12 protein-coding genes and 1 rRNA gene are annotated in these 15805 nt (G+C 68.2%); 2 read left to right on the forward strand and 11 right to left on the reverse strand.

The window, feature by feature from the left end:
- Window positions 1-199: 199 nt before the first annotated feature.
- A 16S ribosomal RNA gene (locus tag OHO27_RS17610) occupies window positions 200-1725 on the reverse strand.
- An 836-nt stretch (window positions 1726-2561) separates the two neighbouring features.
- On the opposite strand from OHO27_RS17610, the gene trpS reads away from it, so the two are divergent.
- Window positions 2562-3617 carry a tryptophan--tRNA ligase gene (gene trpS / locus OHO27_RS17615; RefSeq protein ID WP_328424996.1) on the forward strand — a complete coding sequence of 352 codons (1056 nt, stop codon included), beginning with the start codon at window positions 2562-2564 and terminating at the stop codon, window positions 3615-3617.
- Window positions 3618-3658: 41 nt separating this feature from the next.
- On the opposite strand, the gene proC is transcribed toward trpS, so the two are convergent.
- The 6 genes from proC to OHO27_RS17645 form a co-directional block, all read right to left on the reverse strand.
- The gene (gene proC / locus OHO27_RS17620; protein ID WP_328424998.1) at window positions 3659-4471 is read right to left on the reverse strand and encodes a pyrroline-5-carboxylate reductase; all 813 of its coding nucleotides are present in this window, start codon (window positions 4469-4471) and stop codon (window positions 3659-3661) included.
- Window positions 4472-4603: 132 nt separating this feature from the next.
- On the reverse strand, window positions 4604-5395 hold the full coding sequence (locus tag OHO27_RS17625; RefSeq protein WP_328425000.1) for an ABC transporter permease: 792 nt from the start codon (window positions 5393-5395) through the stop codon (window positions 4604-4606).
- Window positions 5392-6195: an ABC transporter ATP-binding protein gene (locus OHO27_RS17630; protein WP_328425002.1), complete on the reverse strand. Its 804-nt coding sequence runs from the start codon at window positions 6193-6195 to the stop codon at window positions 5392-5394. The genes OHO27_RS17625 and OHO27_RS17630 overlap by 4 nt, the downstream gene beginning before the upstream one ends.
- A 258-nt stretch (window positions 6196-6453) precedes the next feature.
- Entirely contained in the window at window positions 6454-7224 is a 771-nt protein-coding gene (locus tag OHO27_RS17635; RefSeq protein WP_328425004.1) for a class I SAM-dependent methyltransferase, read from the reverse strand.
- 121 nt (window positions 7225-7345) lie between these two features.
- Window positions 7346-7849 (reverse strand): EamA/RhaT family transporter, encoded by a 504-nt coding sequence (locus OHO27_RS17640; RefSeq protein WP_328425006.1) that lies wholly within the window; start codon window positions 7847-7849, stop codon window positions 7346-7348.
- A 135-nt stretch (window positions 7850-7984) separates the two neighbouring features.
- Complete coding sequence (locus tag OHO27_RS17645; RefSeq protein WP_328425008.1) at window positions 7985-8317, reverse strand: SH3 domain-containing protein; 333 nt, start codon at window positions 8315-8317, stop codon at window positions 7985-7987.
- A 181-nt stretch (window positions 8318-8498) separates the two neighbouring features.
- Here OHO27_RS17645 and OHO27_RS17650 point away from each other — a divergent pair, with 181 nt between their 5' ends.
- On the forward strand, window positions 8499-10640 hold the full coding sequence (locus OHO27_RS17650; RefSeq protein ID WP_328425010.1) for a serine/threonine-protein kinase: 2142 nt from the start codon (window positions 8499-8501) through the stop codon (window positions 10638-10640).
- Between the two features lie 81 nt (window positions 10641-10721).
- Here the strand turns inward: OHO27_RS17650 and ilvD are convergent, their stop codons facing one another.
- The 4 genes from ilvD to OHO27_RS17670 all read right to left on the reverse strand — a co-directional run bounded on the left by ilvD (window position 10722) and on the right by OHO27_RS17670 (window position 15714).
- Window positions 10722-12575, reverse strand: coding sequence for a dihydroxy-acid dehydratase (gene ilvD / locus OHO27_RS17655; protein ID WP_328425012.1), 1854 nt, complete (start codon window positions 12573-12575; stop codon window positions 10722-10724).
- A gap of 140 nt (window positions 12576-12715) precedes the next feature.
- Window positions 12716-13342, reverse strand: coding sequence for a TetR/AcrR family transcriptional regulator (locus OHO27_RS17660; protein ID WP_328425014.1), 627 nt, complete (start codon window positions 13340-13342; stop codon window positions 12716-12718).
- Window positions 13339-14163, reverse strand: coding sequence for a sugar phosphate isomerase/epimerase family protein (locus tag OHO27_RS17665; RefSeq protein WP_328425016.1), 825 nt, complete (start codon window positions 14161-14163; stop codon window positions 13339-13341). Before OHO27_RS17665 ends, OHO27_RS17660 begins: the two co-directional genes overlap by 4 nt.
- Window positions 14164-14782: 619 nt before the next feature.
- A protein-coding gene (locus OHO27_RS17670) for an IS5 family transposase (protein ID WP_443059556.1) occupies window positions 14783-15714 on the reverse strand; the annotation gives its coding sequence in 2 pieces (ribosomal slippage) (window positions 14783-15379 and window positions 15382-15714; 930 coding nt in all).
- Window positions 15715-15805 lie beyond the last annotated feature (91 nt).

Consider the following 15805-nt stretch of genomic DNA (forward strand, 5'->3'; position numbering starts at 1 on the left):
TCAGACACCCAACAGCGTGCCCGGCACCCCCGCCACTCGTGATCAGCGTTCCACGCTCCGAAGAGCAGTACTGGCAGCCCGAGATGACTGAGAGTGCCGAATAATCAACGTTCCACCCATGAGCAACCACCGCAGAACGTTTGCCTGCGTAGTGGCCTCTGACCTCGTCCCGAAGGACTCGGTGAGAAGTGCTCCTTAGAAAGGAGGTGATCCAGCCGCACCTTCCGGTACGGCTACCTTGTTACGACTTCGTCCCAATCGCCAGTCCCACCTTCGACAGCTCCCTCCCACAAGGGGTTGGGCCACCGGCTTCGGGTGTTACCGACTTTCGTGACGTGACGGGCGGTGTGTACAAGGCCCGGGAACGTATTCACCGCAGCAATGCTGATCTGCGATTACTAGCAACTCCGACTTCATGGGGTCGAGTTGCAGACCCCAATCCGAACTGAGACAGGCTTTTTGAGATTCGCTCCACCTCACGGTATCGCAGCTCATTGTACCTGCCATTGTAGCACGTGTGCAGCCCAAGACATAAGGGGCATGATGACTTGACGTCGTCCCCACCTTCCTCCGAGTTGACCCCGGCGGTCTCCTGTGAGTCCCCATCACCCCGAAGGGCATGCTGGCAACACAGAACAAGGGTTGCGCTCGTTGCGGGACTTAACCCAACATCTCACGACACGAGCTGACGACAGCCATGCACCACCTGTACACCGACCACAAGGGGGGCACTATCTCTAATGCTTTCCGGTGTATGTCAAGCCTTGGTAAGGTTCTTCGCGTTGCGTCGAATTAAGCCACATGCTCCGCTGCTTGTGCGGGCCCCCGTCAATTCCTTTGAGTTTTAGCCTTGCGGCCGTACTCCCCAGGCGGGGAACTTAATGCGTTAGCTGCGGCACCGACGACGTGGAATGTCGCCAACACCTAGTTCCCACCGTTTACGGCGTGGACTACCAGGGTATCTAATCCTGTTCGCTCCCCACGCTTTCGCTCCTCAGCGTCAGTAATGGCCCAGAGATCCGCCTTCGCCACCGGTGTTCCTCCTGATATCTGCGCATTTCACCGCTACACCAGGAATTCCGATCTCCCCTACCACACTCTAGCTAGCCCGTATCGAATGCAGACCCGGGGTTAAGCCCCGGGCTTTCACACCCGACGTGACAAGCCGCCTACGAGCTCTTTACGCCCAATAATTCCGGACAACGCTTGCGCCCTACGTATTACCGCGGCTGCTGGCACGTAGTTAGCCGGCGCTTCTTCTGCAGGTACCGTCACTTTCGCTTCTTCCCTGCTGAAAGAGGTTTACAACCCGAAGGCCGTCATCCCTCACGCGGCGTCGCTGCATCAGGCTTTCGCCCATTGTGCAATATTCCCCACTGCTGCCTCCCGTAGGAGTCTGGGCCGTGTCTCAGTCCCAGTGTGGCCGGTCGCCCTCTCAGGCCGGCTACCCGTCGTCGCCTTGGTGAGCCATTACCTCACCAACAAGCTGATAGGCCGCGGGCTCATCCTTCACCGCCGGAGCTTTCAACCTTCACAGATGCCAGTGAAGGTGGTATCCGGTATTAGACCCCGTTTCCAGGGCTTGTCCCAGAGTGAAGGGCAGATTGCCCACGTGTTACTCACCCGTTCGCCACTAATCCCCACCGAAGTGGTTCATCGTTCGACTTGCATGTGTTAAGCACGCCGCCAGCGTTCGTCCTGAGCCAGGATCAAACTCTCCGTGAATGTTTACCCGTAATCGGGTGCACACATCACGAGAGCGGAACAACCACCGGAATAAGGCGGTCGTTCACAACGTCCTCGCTGTGTTTTTTCAAAGGAACCTCGCCCTCTCGAATGAGAGAGACGGGGTATCAACATATCTGGCGTTGATTTTTGGCACGCTGTTGAGTTCTCAAGGAACGGACGCTTCCTTTGTACTCACCCTCTCGGGCTTTCCTCCGGGCGCTTCCCTTCGGTCTTGCGTTTCCGACTCTATCAGACCTTTTCTCGATCCGATTTCCTCGGTGCTTTCCAGGTTTCCGCTCTCGCGTTTCCCTTTCCGGCGACTCCGACTCTACCAGATCCTTTCGGACCTGATCCCCGGTCAGCGGGGCTTGACTTCGCGGCTGTTGGGCCGTTCCGACGAGTGAGACTTTAGCGGAATCCTCGCTCCCGAGCTAATCGGGGGCTGCGTTCTGTCGAACGCGGATTCCTCATTCCGTAAATACGCATACCAATGAAACGACGGCAGACAGATCGACTGTCGTCGAATAGTTGTTGGTACTTGCGGAGTGGCTGTCCGGGGACCGACCGGAGTCGGCGCTCACGTCGGACAACTCGGAGAACAGTACGGATCGGCCCTGGGCGTGTCAACTTCGCTCCTGACGGCACCCTCTGGGCGTAGTCTGGGACGCATGACAACGCGTACGTGCACCCAGCTGTGGTGGGCCGCCTGACGGCGGCCGTAGTGACGTATGCACTCAACGGCCGCCGCTTCGGCGGCCGTTCTCGTTTCTCCCTCCAGAGCTCCAGAGGGTCGGCCGCCGGGGCGGCGGTCTCGACCAGGAGGTGGAGAAGAGATGACGCGGGTCTTCAGTGGGGTCAAGCCGACCGGGCATCTGACGCTGGGGAACTACCTGGGAGCCATGCGGCGGTGGGCTGCCGTCGATCAGCACCAGGCTGACGCGCTGTTCTGCATCGTCGATCTGCACGCGCTGACCGTGGACCACGATCCGGCGCGAGTGCGCAGGCTCAGTCGTCAGGCGGCGACGCTGTTGCTGGCGGCGGGGCTGGATCCCCAGTTGTGCACCGTCTTCGTACAGAGTCATGTGGATGAGCACGCGCGGCTGTCGTATGTGCTGGAGTGCGTGGCCACGGACGGCGAGATGCGGCGGATGATCCAGTACAAGGAGAAGGCCGCGCGGGAGCGGGCGCGGGGCGGGAGTGTGCGGCTGTCGCTGCTCACGTATCCCGTACTGATGGCGGCGGACATCCTGGCGTACGGGACCGATGAGGTACCGGTCGGGGACGATCAGACGCAGCATGTGGAGCTCGCGCGGGATCTCGCGGTGCGGTTCAACCAGCGGTACGGGCATGCGTTCGTGGTGCCTCGGGCCACGCCTCCTCAGGTCGGAGCTCGGGTGATGAACCTGCAGGATCCGACGTCGAAGATGGGCAAGAGCGACGACTCCGGGCCCGGGATCGTCTATCTGCTCGATGAGCCCGATGTGGTGCGGAAGAAGGTCATGCGGGCCGTGACCGACAGCGGGCGGGACGTCGTGTACGACCGGGCCGCTCGGCCGGGAGTGGCGAATCTGCTGGAGATCCTCGCGGCCTGTACGGGTGGGAACCCATCGGAGCTGAGCGGTGTATATGAATCGTATGGAGCTTTGAAGTCAGCGACCGCGGAGGCTGTGGTCGAGGTCCTCAGGCCCGTGCGGGAGAGGCACAGCGAGCTGTGCGCGGATCCTGGCTATGTGGAGGGGGTGCTGCGAGATGGTGCGGAGCGCGCTCGGGCGATGGCCCGGCCGGTCGTGGATGCCGCCTATCGCGCGATCGGGTTGCTGCCGGCGACTGCAGCTACGGCTGCGACAGCGGCTGCCGATATCGGGGTGACTGCTGAGGTGCCTGCTTAGGGGGTGCGCTGGGCCGCCCCCGGAGTGGGGCGGCCGGCGCGTCAGGCGTTGTTTCCGGAGGCCAGCTCACGGCTGCGGTCACGGGCTGCTTCGAGGGCTGCGATGAGGGCGGCTCGCACGCCGTGGCTCTCGAGTTCGCGGATGGCGTTGATGGTGGTGCCGGCGGGGGACGTCACGTTCTCGCGGAGCTTGACGGGATGTTCGCCGCTGTCGCGGAGCATCGTCGCGGCGCCGATCGCGGACTGGACGATCAGGTCGTGCGCCTTGTCACGGGGCAGGCCGAGAAGAATGCCGGCGTCGGTCATGGCTTCGACCAGGTAGAAGAAGTACGCCGGGCCGGAGCCGGAGAGGGCGGTGCAGGCGTCCTGCTGGGACTCGGGGACGCGCAGCGTCTTGCCCACGGAGCCGAAGATCTCCTCGGCATGGGTGAGGTCGGCTTCGCTGGCGTGGCTGCCGGCGGAGATGACGGACATTGCCTCGTCGACGAGGGCGGGTGTGTTCGTCATGACGCGGACGACCGGGGTGCCGGCGGCGAGGCGGGACTCGAAGAAGGAGGTGGGGATGCCTGCGGCTCCGCTGATGACCAGGCGGTCGGCGGGGACGTGCGGGGCGAGTTCGTCGAGGAGGGTGCCCATGTCCTGCGGCTTGACCGTGAGGATCAGGGTGTCGGCGGTCTTGGCGGCTTCCGCGTTGGTGACCGGGGTGACTCCGTGGCGGGCACGGAGTTCTTCGGCTCGTTCCGCGCGGCGGGCCGTCACCAGGAGGTCGGCCGGCGCCCACCCGCCGCGGATCATTCCGCTGAGCAGGGCTTCGCCGATCTTGCCGGTGCCGAGGACTGCGACTTTCTGGGTCATTGGCTGGGGTGCCCTCCGGAGGTTGCGTTGTCCGGGTTCATCCTCCCACCAGGGGCACCGTTCGAGGTGGCGAGTCCAGTGGGCGGACGGGGCCGGACGGACGGGCCGGACACCGGGCCCGGCCCTCGGCGGTCATGCCGTCCTGCGTCGCAGGGTCGCCGCGCCCAGGCACAGGACCAGCAGGGCACAGCCCGCCACGATCAGGGCGTCGCGTACGAAGGTGGCGGTCATGTCGGTGTGCTTGAGGACCTCATTCATGCCGTCGACCGCGTAGGACATGGGGAGGACGTTGGAGATGGCCTCGAGAGCGGGGTGCATGTTGTCGCGGGGAGTGAAGAGGCCGCAGAGGAGGAGTTGGGGGAAGATCACGGCCGGCATGAACTGGACGGCCTGGAATTCGGAGGCCGCGAATGCCGAGACGAAGAGACCGAGCGCGGTGCCGAGCAGTGCGTCGAGCAGCGCCACGAGCAGGAGCAGCCAGGGGCTGCCGGTGACGTCGAGGCCGAGGAACCACAGGGCGAGTCCGGTCGCCAGGGCGGACTGGATGATCGCGAGGGTGCCGAAGGCAAGGGCGTAGCCGGCGATCAAATCTCCCTTGCCGAGGGGCATGGCGAGGAGGCGTTCGAGGGTCCCCGAGGTGCGTTCGCGCAGGGTGGCGATGGAGGTGACCAGGAACATCGTGATCAGCGGGAAGATCCCGAGGAGCGAGGCGCCGATGTTGTCGAAGGTGCGCGGGCTGCCGTCGAAGACGTAGCGCAGCAGGAACAGCATCACGCAGGGGATGAGGACCAGCAGCGCGATGGTGCGCGGGTCGTGGCGGAGCTGGCGCAGGACGCGGGCAGCGGTGGCGGTTGTGCGGGCGAGGCTCAGGGCTCCGGTGGGGGCCGGCCGGAGCGTGGTGGTGGTGCTCGTCGTCGTGGTCATCGCGTGGTCTCCTTCGCGCGGGCGGCCTCGGTCGCCTCGTCGACCAGGTGCAGGAAGGCCGCCTCGACCGTCTCTGCCTGCGTACGGGTGCGGAGGGCGTCCGGGGTGTCGTCGGCGAGGATCTGGCCCTCGCGCATCAGAAGGAGGCGGTGGCACCGCTCGGCTTCGTCCATGACGTGGGAGGAGATGAGGAGGGTGGCGTTGCGGGAGGCCGCGATGTCGTGGAAGAGGCTCCAGAGGTCGCGGCGCAGGACCGGGTCCAGGCCGACCGTAGGTTCGTCCAGGACGAGGAGTTCGGGGGTGCCGAGGAGGGCGACCGCCAGGGAGACGCGGCTGCGCTGGCCGCCGGAGAGGTTGCCGGCAAGCGAGTCGGCGTGGCTGGTGAGGTCGACGTCGGCGATGGCACGGGTGACGTTCTCGTGGCGTCGGTCGGCTGCCGCGTGGCCGGGGTCGAGGATCGCGGCGAAGTAGGCGAGGTTCTGGCGGACCGTCAGGTCCGCGTAGACGGAGGGGGCTTGGGTGACGTAGCCGATACGAGTGCGCAGGGTGGGGTGGCCTGCGGGGCTGCCGAGCACGTCGAGGGTGCCGGTGACCTTGGCCTGGGTGCCGACGATCGCCCGCATGAGGGTGGTCTTGCCGCAGCCGGATGGGCCTAGCAGGCCGGTGATCTGGCCGCGCGGGACGGTGAAGCCGAGGTCGCGGAGGACCTGGCGGGTGCCACGTACGACGTTCAGGGCCTCGGCTCGGATGGCGGGGGCGTCGGGTGGTGGGTCGGAGCGGGCGGACGAATAATTCATCATGTGATGAATAATCCTCTGGCCGGGCTGCGGCGTCAAGCGCCGGGGAGGACTGGGGAGCGCCGGCGCTCGGGCGCGGGTGGGGTGCGTGCGGGGGCGGGCACCCGCGGGTGACGGGGTCAGCTACCCGTTGGGGGAAGGAGCTCACCCCCGTGCCGCAGGGGCCAGGGCACACAAGGCGCCCGCCCACGCCGGATCGGGGCGGGGCGGGCGGGAGGAGGGCCGTGGCCGACGGTCGCTGGTCGCTGGTCGGTGAGGGGGTCAGGAGGTGGTGGCGAGGAGGAGATCGACGTCGTAGGTCTCTTCGATGAGTCCGTCCGGGAAGGTGTCGAGGAGGAGCTTCTTTTCCTCGGTGAGGAAGGCGGTGCTCGCCTCCGTGCCGTGGACCAGGAAGAGCGAGTGGCTGCCGAGGTTCGCGAGGTGCGTGTCGATGGGGACGCGGCGGCTCCAGCGGACCTTGTGACCGGTGAAGTCAAGGAGGCCGGTGGGGTCGGAGAGGGCGGCTCGGGCGCCGCTGCCGTTCTGCTCGACTGCGGGGTGGGCGCCGAAGCTGCGCTCGATACGGACTGCCTGTGCGGCGTGCCAAGGGATGTCGAGCGGGGTGGTGTTCCACCACAGGGCGAGTGCGCCGCCGGGCCGCAGCACGCGGAGGGCCTCCGGCACCGAGTGGGTGGGGTCGGTCCAGTGCCAGGCCTGGGCGTAGGTGAGGAAGTCGACGGAGGCTGCGGCCAGGGGGAGGGCGTTGCCGTTGCCGCGGACGATCGGTACGTCGGGGTGGGTGCGGCGGAACTGGGCCGCCATGCCGTCGCCGGGCTCGACGGCCAGGACGGCAGCGCCGCGCTGTCGTAGGAGCTCGGTGGCAATGCCGGTGCCCGCGCCCACGTCCACGACGCGCGCGCCGGTGAGGGAGCGGCCGGCCAGCTCTTCGATCGCGTCGAAGAGGGCGGGTGGGTAGGAGGGGCGGTTCGCGGCGTACTGGGCTGCGGCCGCGTTGAAGGAACGGGCTCGGTCACCGTGGGAAGGGGCCGTCATACGGCCATGGTGGCCTTGGTCGGTGCGGTAGGCACCGATTTTTCCGGGAGGAGGCAGGCTGCGCACCCCGCGCAGCGACCGGTGGGAGGTGGTCGGAGGTGCCGGTCCCCCTCCCCCCTCGCTACCCGCGGCGGCGCTTCTTCGCTGGGTTGCCCGTGCGGCGGGTGGTGCGGTTCTCGTGCAGTTTGCGGGCCGTCTCGTATTCCTCGCGGTGGAGTTTCTCGCCGGGGGCCTCGGTGAGGGAGCGGAAGAAGTAGGCGAGGAGGGAGCCGACGAAGCCGATGGTCAGGAGCCCACGGAGGGAAGCCTGGCGGTCGGGGTCGGGGCGCTTGGTGAAGCCGTCCCAGGTGTGGCGGAAGGCGAGGGCGCTGCAGACCGCGAACATCACGACCATCAGGAGGGTGACGAAGCTGCCGATGTCGGCGATCTGGATCCCTTGGTAGGCGAAGCGCAGCATCAGGCAGGAGGCGGCCGCGGTGGCGAGGGAGCCGGCGGACACCGCGATGCGGCGGGCGGTGTAGCCGTTGTCGTGGTCGACCCAGGTGGTGCCGAAGAAGCGCAGGGGGTCGGGGCGGGGGCCCGTGGAGCCCGCGGGGGTGTCCGGGGTGCCGTTCGTCTCGCTCACGCGTCGATTATGGCTCCGGCCCGGCCGCGGGCTCCGTACGGGCTCCCGCATACCGGGAACTGTTGTGATCGGGATCAGCATGGACGGGCGCCGTCGTCGCGTCCTGTCCTCACCGGCGCTCTCGGCGCCGGTCGGTCACGATGAGCAGCGGGGGCGGACGTAGCCGTCGCTGCCTGTCCTGACGTAGGCGTCCGAGACGTACTCGCCGCTGGCGATGCTGTCCCAGATGTTCGTCGTGCCGTACGGGCCCGTCACGCGCGTGCCCGGCGTCTGGCAGTAGATCGCGACCCGGATTCCTTCGGACAGGACCTTGATGATCGGGTAGCTGGTGCCGGGGCCGCTGCGGACGTTGAGACGGACGCCCGGCGCGACCGGGTAGTAGGGCACGGCCGCGGCCGCCATCGTGACGGCTTCATCCGAGGCCGTTTCCTCGCCGCCGTCCAGCAATTCGACACGGTCAACAGACATATGACTTCCCCCCGTTGATCCCCATGACCGTCATGGGGTCCCGTTGATTCCCCTAAATCACGCCATGAAACAGAAGTTCACAACTCGAACGCGGAGACTAGCAAGCCGCCTCTGTCTCGTACGAGTCATCGACTAGGCTCCGTGCGTCGCGCGCGCGGACGAACAGCACGGGGGTGGTTCCATGGCGCCACAGCAGAACGCCGGAGCGGGCGCGGAAGCGGAACTTCCCGAGTACGCCGGTCACTACCGTCTGGAATCCCACCTGGGGTCCGGCGGCATGGGCGTCGTGCATCTCGCGCGGAGCACGTCGGGCATGCAGCTCGCCGTGAAGGTCGTGCATGCCGAGTTCGCGAAGGATCCCGAGTTCAGGGGGCGGTTCCGGCAGGAGGTGGGGGCGGCTCGCAGGGTGAGCGGGGCTTTTACCGCGCCGGTGGTGGACGCCGATCCGGAGGCCGAACGGCCCTGGATGGCCACGCTGTTCATCCCCGGGCCGACCCTCTCCGACCAGGTGAAGCGGAACGGGCCGATGGCGCCGGCGCAGTTGCGGCAGCTGATGGCCGGGCTGGCGGAGGCGCTGCGCGACATCCACCGGGTCGGGGTGGTGCACCGGGACCTCAAGCCCAGCAATGTACTGCTCGCCGAGGACGGGCCGAAGGTCATCGACTTCGGCATTTCTCGGCCAAAGGACAGCGAACTGCGCACCGAGACGGGGAAGTTGATCGGCACGCCGCCGTTCATGGCGCCCGAGCAGTTCCGGCGACCGCGGGAAGTCGGGCCGGCCGCCGACATCTTCGCGCTGGGGTCCGTGATGGTGCATGCGGCCACGGGACGAGGGCCGTTCGACTCCGACAGCCCGTACGTCGTCGCCTACCAGGTCGTCCATGACGAGCCGGACCTGACCGGCGTACCGGAGAATCTCGCGCCGCTCATCGGGCGGTGTCTCGCCAAGGAGCCCGAGGACCGTCCCACGCCGGACGAGTTGATGCGGGAGCTGCGCGCGGTGGCGGCCTCGTACGACACACAGGCGTTCATACCGGCGCAGCGCACGGGGGATTCGCCGCAGCCGGAGCGGGGTTCCGAGGAGCCGAAGCCAGAGCGGGAGCCAGAGCCAGGGCCGGCGGCGACGAGAGGGCGCCTGCTCAAGCGGGCAGCGCTTGTGGCAGTGGCCCTGGCCTTGGTCGCCGTCGGCGGAGTCGCCGCAGTGCAGCTCATGGACAGTGTCCCCGCAGCGCATCCGAGCAGGAGCGGGAGCGGGAGCGATGGAGCATCCTCCGCGGCGGCGCGGTTCGAGCCCTGGGCCGTCAAGCCAGCGCCGCAGGGGAAGGGCCTGCCCAGATGCACGTACGAAAGACCCAGACTGCTGTGTACACAGCTGGGGCTGATCAGTTCACTCGATCCCACGGACGGCAGCGTGCTGTGGCGGCATGACCTGGACAAGGGCGATTCACCCGAAGGCCCGCCAACTCTCTCCGGTGGGCTGGCGCATGTGCTGACGCACGCCGGCAGGCGGCTGGAGGCGCTCGATCCCGCGACGGGCAAGTCACGGTGGCGGCTGGACATCTCCGCGTACCGGGGATTCCGGTTCGCGGGCGGCATGCTGCTGCTCAGCGGTGCCGACGGGCAGATGACCGGTGTCGACAGCGCGTCCGGCGAGACGAAGTGGTCGCGGGGGATCCCGGGTCTGAGCGATGCGTACGTCGTGTCGTTCCCGAAGAGCCCGTGGGTTCTCGTGTCGAGTACGTCCGCCGACGGGGACCGGACGCGAGTCGTCGCAGTCGATCCGAGTACGGGGGATGTGCGCTGGGACGTACGACTCGACGGCGGTCTGACTCCCGTCGGGGTCACCGGCGGCGATGTGTTCTTCCTTGCGGGCGGCGGCGACTACGGCGAGGCGAAGGCCGTGGTCCGCTACAGCCCGGAGAACGGAGCCACACGGCGCGTGGACTTGCCTGTGCCGGTCGTCCAGGCGCAGGCCGGAGCGCACGGAGGGGTGGTCTATCTCCTGGGCACCGGCGGGTCACTGGTGGCGGTCGACACACGTGCGGGCAAGCAGCTGTGGTCGCTGGAGACAACCGTGAGCCAAGGCTCGGCCCCCGTCTCGGACGGCCGGCGCGTGTACTTCACCGCCGCCGACGGACGGCTGCTGGCCGTCGACGCCGCCGAGGGAAGGCTCCTCGGCCAGACGCCCCCACGCCTCAGCGCGAACTCCGCGGAGGCCACAGCCGCGTTGCCCACGCCTGGCCTGGGCGACGGCGGCATCTACGCCACCGCCCCCGACGGCACCGTCTTCGCCGTGGACGCGCGTACCCCGTCCGCCTGGTGACGGCGGAGGGGCCGCCTCCGAAGAGACGGCCCTCAGGAACCCTCGTACACCTGCCGGCCCTTCAGGGGCCCTTGGCGGGGCTCAGCCCAGCTTGGTCACGTCCCGCACCGCGCCCTTGTCCGCGCTGGTCGCCATCGCCGCGTACGCCCGCAGCGCCGCCGACACCTTGCGGTCGCGGTTCTTCGGGGCGTACGTACCGTTCAACGCCTGCTCACGGCGGGCGAGTTCCGCATCGTCGACCAGCAACTCGATCGAGCGATTCGGGATGTCGATGCGGATACGGTCGCCGTCCTCGACCAGAGCGATCGTGCCACCGGACGCGGCCTCCGGGGAGGCGTGGCCGATGGACAGGCCGGAGGTGCCGCCGGAGAAGCGTCCGTCGGTGATCAGTGCGCAGGTCTTGCCGAGACCGCGGCCCTTGAGGAAGGACGTGGGGTAGAGCATCTCCTGCATGCCGGGGCCGCCCTTGGGGCCCTCGTAGCGGATGACGACGACATCGCCGTCCGTCACCTGTTTGTTGAGGATCTTCTCGACGGCCTCTTCCTGCGACTCGCAGACGACCGCCGGGCCCTCGAAGCTCCAGATCGACTCGTCCACACCGGCGGTCTTGACCACGCACCCGTCGACGGCGAGGTTGCCCTTCAGGACCGCCAGGCCGCCGTCCTTGGAGTACGCGTGCTCGGCGCTGCGGATGCAGCCGCCCTCGGCGTCCTCGTCGAGCGCCTCCCAGCGCTCGGACTGCGAGAAGGCCTCCGCCGACCGGACACAACCCGGGGCCGCGTGCCACAGCTCGACCGCCTTGGGCGAGGGCGAGCCACCGCGCACGTCCCAGGTCTTCAGCCAGTCCGACAGGGACGGGCTGTGGACGGCGTGCACGTCCTCGTTCAGCAGGCCGGCGCGGTGCAGTTCGCCGAGCAGGGCCGGGATGCCACCGGCGCGGTGCACGTCCTCCATGTAGTACGTGCGGTCCTTGGCGACGTTCGGCGCGACCTTCGCCAGGCAGGGAACCCTGCGGCTGACCGCGTTGATCTGCTCCAGCCCGAACGGGATGCCCGCCTCCTGGGCGGCGGCCAGCAGGTGCAGGATCGTGTTGGTGGAGCCGCCCATCGCGATGTCGAGGGCCATGGCGTTCTCGAAGGCCGCGAAGGTGGCGACGTTGCGCGGGAGGACCGTCTCGTCGTCCTGCTCGTAGTAGCGGCGGGTGATGTCCATGACCGTGCGGGCCGCGTCCTCGTACAGGGCCTTACGGGCCGTGTGCGTGGCGAGCACCGAGCCGTTGCCGGGCAGGGACAGGCCGATGGCCTCGGTCAGGCAGTTCATCGAGTTGGCGGTGAACATACCGGAGCAGGAACCGCAGGTCGGACAGGCGTTCTCCTCGATACGGAGGATGTCCTCGTCCGAGATCTTGTCGTTCACGGCGTCGGAGATCGCGTCGACCAGGTCGAGCGTACGGACCGTGCCGTCCACCAGCGTGGCGCGGCCGGACTCCATGGGGCCGCCGGAGACGAAGACGGTGGGGATGTTGAGCCGCAGAGCGGCGTTCAGCATGCCCGGGGTGATCTTGTCGCAGTTGGAGATGCAGATCAGGGCGTCGGCGCAGTGCGCCTCGACCATGTACTCCACGCTGTCCGCGATGAGATCACGGGACGGCAGGGAGTAGAGCATGCCGCCGTGCCCCATCGCGATGCCGTCGTCGACGGCGATGGTGTTGAACTCGCGCGGGATGCCGCCGGCCTCCCTGATCGCCTCGCTGACGATCCGGCCGACGGGCTGGAGGTGCGTGTGACCGGGCACGAACTCGGTGAAGCTGTTCGCCACTGCGATGATCGGCTTCCGGCCGATGTCCGCACCGGGTACACCGGAGGCGCGCATAAGGGCGCGGGCGCCCGCCATGTTGCGGCCGTGGGTGACTGTGCGGGACCTCAGCTCGGGCATCGTCGCTCGCTCCTTCAGGGACAGCAGAGACTGCGATCAGAGACTTCTGACTGCTATCGAGCGTACGCCGGTCATCCAGAGGGCGGGACGAGGTGTCCGAAATATGGGACGCATGTCTCGCGGAAGAGCCACCAGCCACGTCACCGCCCGGTGAGATGCCCCTGCACGACGGGCGCCACGCGCGCGATGATCTCCTCCACGTCCACCGAGGTGATCGGCTCGATCTTGATCACGTACCGCATCATCGCGACGCCCACCAGCTGCGCGGCGGCGAGCTCGGCACGCAGCTCGGCGTCCGGGGAGTCGATCTCACCGGCGATACGCCGCATCAGCTGGGCGGAGACGAGCCGCCTGAAGACGGCGGCAGCGGCCTCGTTGTTGACCGCCGACCGGACGATGGCGAGCAGCGGCTTCCGGGACACGGGGTTCTCCCAGAGCCCGAAGATGACGCGGGTCATCCGCTCCCCCACATCGTCGAGGGGCCCTTCGAGCACCACGTCCCGCACCTTGAGGGCGGGCGCGAAGGCGACCTCCACCGACGCCTCGAAGACCTGCTCCTTGGTGCCGAAGTAGTGGTGCACGAGCGCCGAGTCCACGCCGGCCGCCTTGGCGATGCCGCGCACGGACGTCTTCTCGTAGCCGCGCTCGGAGAACTCCTCGCGGGCGGCGTTCAGGATGCGGTCGCGGGTGTCCGCGGATTCCGTACGAGGGGGCCGGCCCCGGCGTCGGGAGCCCACCCCGCCCTGGCCCGAGGTGATGCCGGTCACGGCCGGGACACCTTCATGGCCGAGGCCAGATGCAGCCGCGTGAAGGCGAGGGCCTCGGCGAGGTCGGCCTCGCGTTCGGCGCTGGACATCGCGCGGCGGGTGTTGACCTCGATGACGACGTGACCGTCGAAGCCGGTCAGGGCGAGCCGCTCCAGCACCTCGGCGCAGGGCTGGGTGCCGCGGCCCGGGACGAGGTGCTCGTCCTTCGCCGATCCTCTGCCGTCGGCGAGGTGGACGTGGCCGAGCCGGTCGCCCATGCGGTCGATCATCTGGAGGGCGTCGCTCCGGGCGGTCGCCGTATGGCTGAGATCGATCGTGAAGTGCCGGTAGTCGTCCTTCGTCACGTCCCAGTCGGGGGCGTAGGCGAGCATCTCGCGGTCGCGGTAGCGCCAGGGGTACATGTTCTCGACGGCGAACCGCACATCCGTCTCGTTCGCCATCCGCCAGATTCCCTCGACGAAGTCGCGGGCGTACTGACGCTGCCAGCGGAACGGGGGGTGTACGACCACGGTGCTCGCCCCCAGCTTCTCGGCGGCCGCCTGGGCTCGCTGGAGCTTGGTCCAGGGGTCGGTGGACCACACGCGCTGGGTGATCAGCAGACACGGGGCGTGGATGGCGAGGATCGGGATGCGGTGGTAGTCGCTCAGCCTCCGCAGCGCCTCCATGTCCTGGCTGACCGGATCGGTCCACACCATGACCTCGACACCGTCGTACCCGAGGCGCGCGGCGATCTCGAAGGCCGTCGCCGTCGACTCCGGATACACGGAGGCCGTCGACAGCGCGACCTTCGCATCCGGGATGCGCACCACTGGTTCTGCCACGGGGACAGCGTACGGGGCGGCGCTGGGCGTCGGGGAACTGGTGGGGGCGGGGGGTCCGGGAGGGGTTGCAACCGGCCAGGTGTCCGAACTGGGCGGATGCCGGGGGGTGGAGTCGGGGGGTGTGGCGGGGTTCACGCGGCCGGTTCGCTCGGGGGGCGTCGGCGTGAGACGCGCTGGGCCCCGCGGGGTGGGCTGCGCCGCTCGGACCCGGGTTCTCGCCCCGCCGCCCCTACCCGTCCCATCTCCAGGGGCTCCGCCCCTTCCCCGCCAGGGGGCTGCGCCCCCTGGACCCCCATCGGCCTGAACGGCCTCGTCCTCAAACGCCGGACGGGCTGAAAGGCCTGGACGGCGGCACCGAGAAGCACCGACGGCACGCGTGCGTAGCCCCCCGCGGGTGGGTGGGGGGCAGGGATGGCACAGCCTCCCCCCACCAAGTGGTGGACGGCCCGGAATGCCTGGACCGGCACTGGAAAGTGACCGGCACAGTGGCCGTGGTGGTGGGCGCACCCCCGCGGCGCCGCAGTCGCCCACGGCGGCAAGGGGACGTGCCGGGGGGTGTCCGCCCGCAGCGGCCGGCGTCAACACGCAGCACCTCTCGGCCTAGGACTTGTCCGGTCGATCATGTGCGGAGCCAGATGACGAGGGCCGCGGCGGTGGCGGTGCCGAGGTAGACGTAGCCGCGCTTGTCGTATCGAGTGGCGACGGCTCGGGCGTTCTTGAGCCGGTTGATGGCCCGTTCGACGGTGTTGCGTTTCTTGTAGCGCTCTTTGTCGAAGGCGGGTGGTCGGCCGCCGTGTGAGCCTTTGCGCAGGCGGGCGGACTGGCTGTCGACCTTCTCGGGGATGGTGTGCCGGATGCCGCGTTGTCGCAGGTAGTTGCGGATAGGCCCGTTGCTGTAGGCCTTGTCGGCGGCGAGGCTGTCCGGCTTCTTGCGGGGCCTGCCCGGCCCGAGACGGGGGACGCGAATCTTCTGCAGCACGGGCTTGAACTGCGTGCAGTCCGCCCGCTGTCCCGGCGTAACGACCAGGGACAGCGGGCGGCAGCGGCCGTCCGCGCTCAGGTGGAGCTTGGTGGTGAACCCGCCGCGCGAGCGGCCCAGGCCCTCACCTCCAGCACCACCTCCACCAGGCGGGCGATGAGACTCTGCCATGGCATCTCGTCCTGACGTTCTCGCGGTTCGTCCCCCTTTGGGGCGAGGGCTGGCGGAGGATCGGTGGGGGCGCCGGCCGCATGCTGGTGGGCACGGACGACGGTGGAGTCGACCGAGATGTCCCAGTCGATCTCACCCGCCGCGTCGGCCTCGGCTTGGACCTGCCGGAGGAGACGTTCCCAGGTGCCGTCGGCCGACCACAGCCGGTGACGTTCGTAGACCGTCTTCCACGGCCCGAACCGTTCGGGCAGGTCACGCCACTGCACACCGGTCCGCACCCGGTGCAGAATCCCGTCGATCACCTGCCGGTGATCCCGCCACCTGCCACAACGCCTGTTGCTGACCGGCAGGAACGGCCGCAACCGTTCCCACTCGGCATCCGTGAGATCACCCCGCCCCATGTCCACACCAACGACCCGGGTTCGGACCAGTCACATGATCGGCCGGACAAGTCCTAAGGCGACCGCCGGTCCGAGGACGGACACCCCCCGG

The organism is Streptomyces sp. NBC_00443 (genome assembly GCF_036014175.1).
In the GTDB taxonomy this organism is placed as follows: Bacteria; Actinomycetota; Actinomycetes; order Streptomycetales; family Streptomycetaceae; genus Streptomyces.

Coding starts and splice junctions, on each gene's coding strand:
- trpS (WP_328424996.1), top strand. CDS start 2,562: ATGACGCGGGTCTTCAGTGGGGTCAAGCCGACCGGGCATCTGACGCTG.
- proC (WP_328424998.1), bottom strand. CDS start 4,471: ATGACCCAGAAAGTCGCAGTCCTCGGCACCGGCAAGATCGGCGAAGCC.
- OHO27_RS17625 (WP_328425000.1), bottom strand. CDS start 5,395: ATGACCACGACGACGAGCACCACCACCACGCTCCGGCCGGCCCCCACC.
- OHO27_RS17630 (WP_328425002.1), bottom strand. CDS start 6,195: ATGATGAATTATTCGTCCGCCCGCTCCGACCCACCACCCGACGCCCCC.
- OHO27_RS17635 (WP_328425004.1), bottom strand. CDS start 7,224: ATGACGGCCCCTTCCCACGGTGACCGAGCCCGTTCCTTCAACGCGGCC.
- OHO27_RS17645 (WP_328425008.1), bottom strand. CDS start 8,317: ATGTCTGTTGACCGTGTCGAATTGCTGGACGGCGGCGAGGAAACGGCC.
- OHO27_RS17650 (WP_328425010.1), top strand. CDS start 8,499: ATGGCGCCACAGCAGAACGCCGGAGCGGGCGCGGAAGCGGAACTTCCC.
- ilvD (WP_328425012.1), bottom strand. CDS start 12,575: ATGCCCGAGCTGAGGTCCCGCACAGTCACCCACGGCCGCAACATGGCG.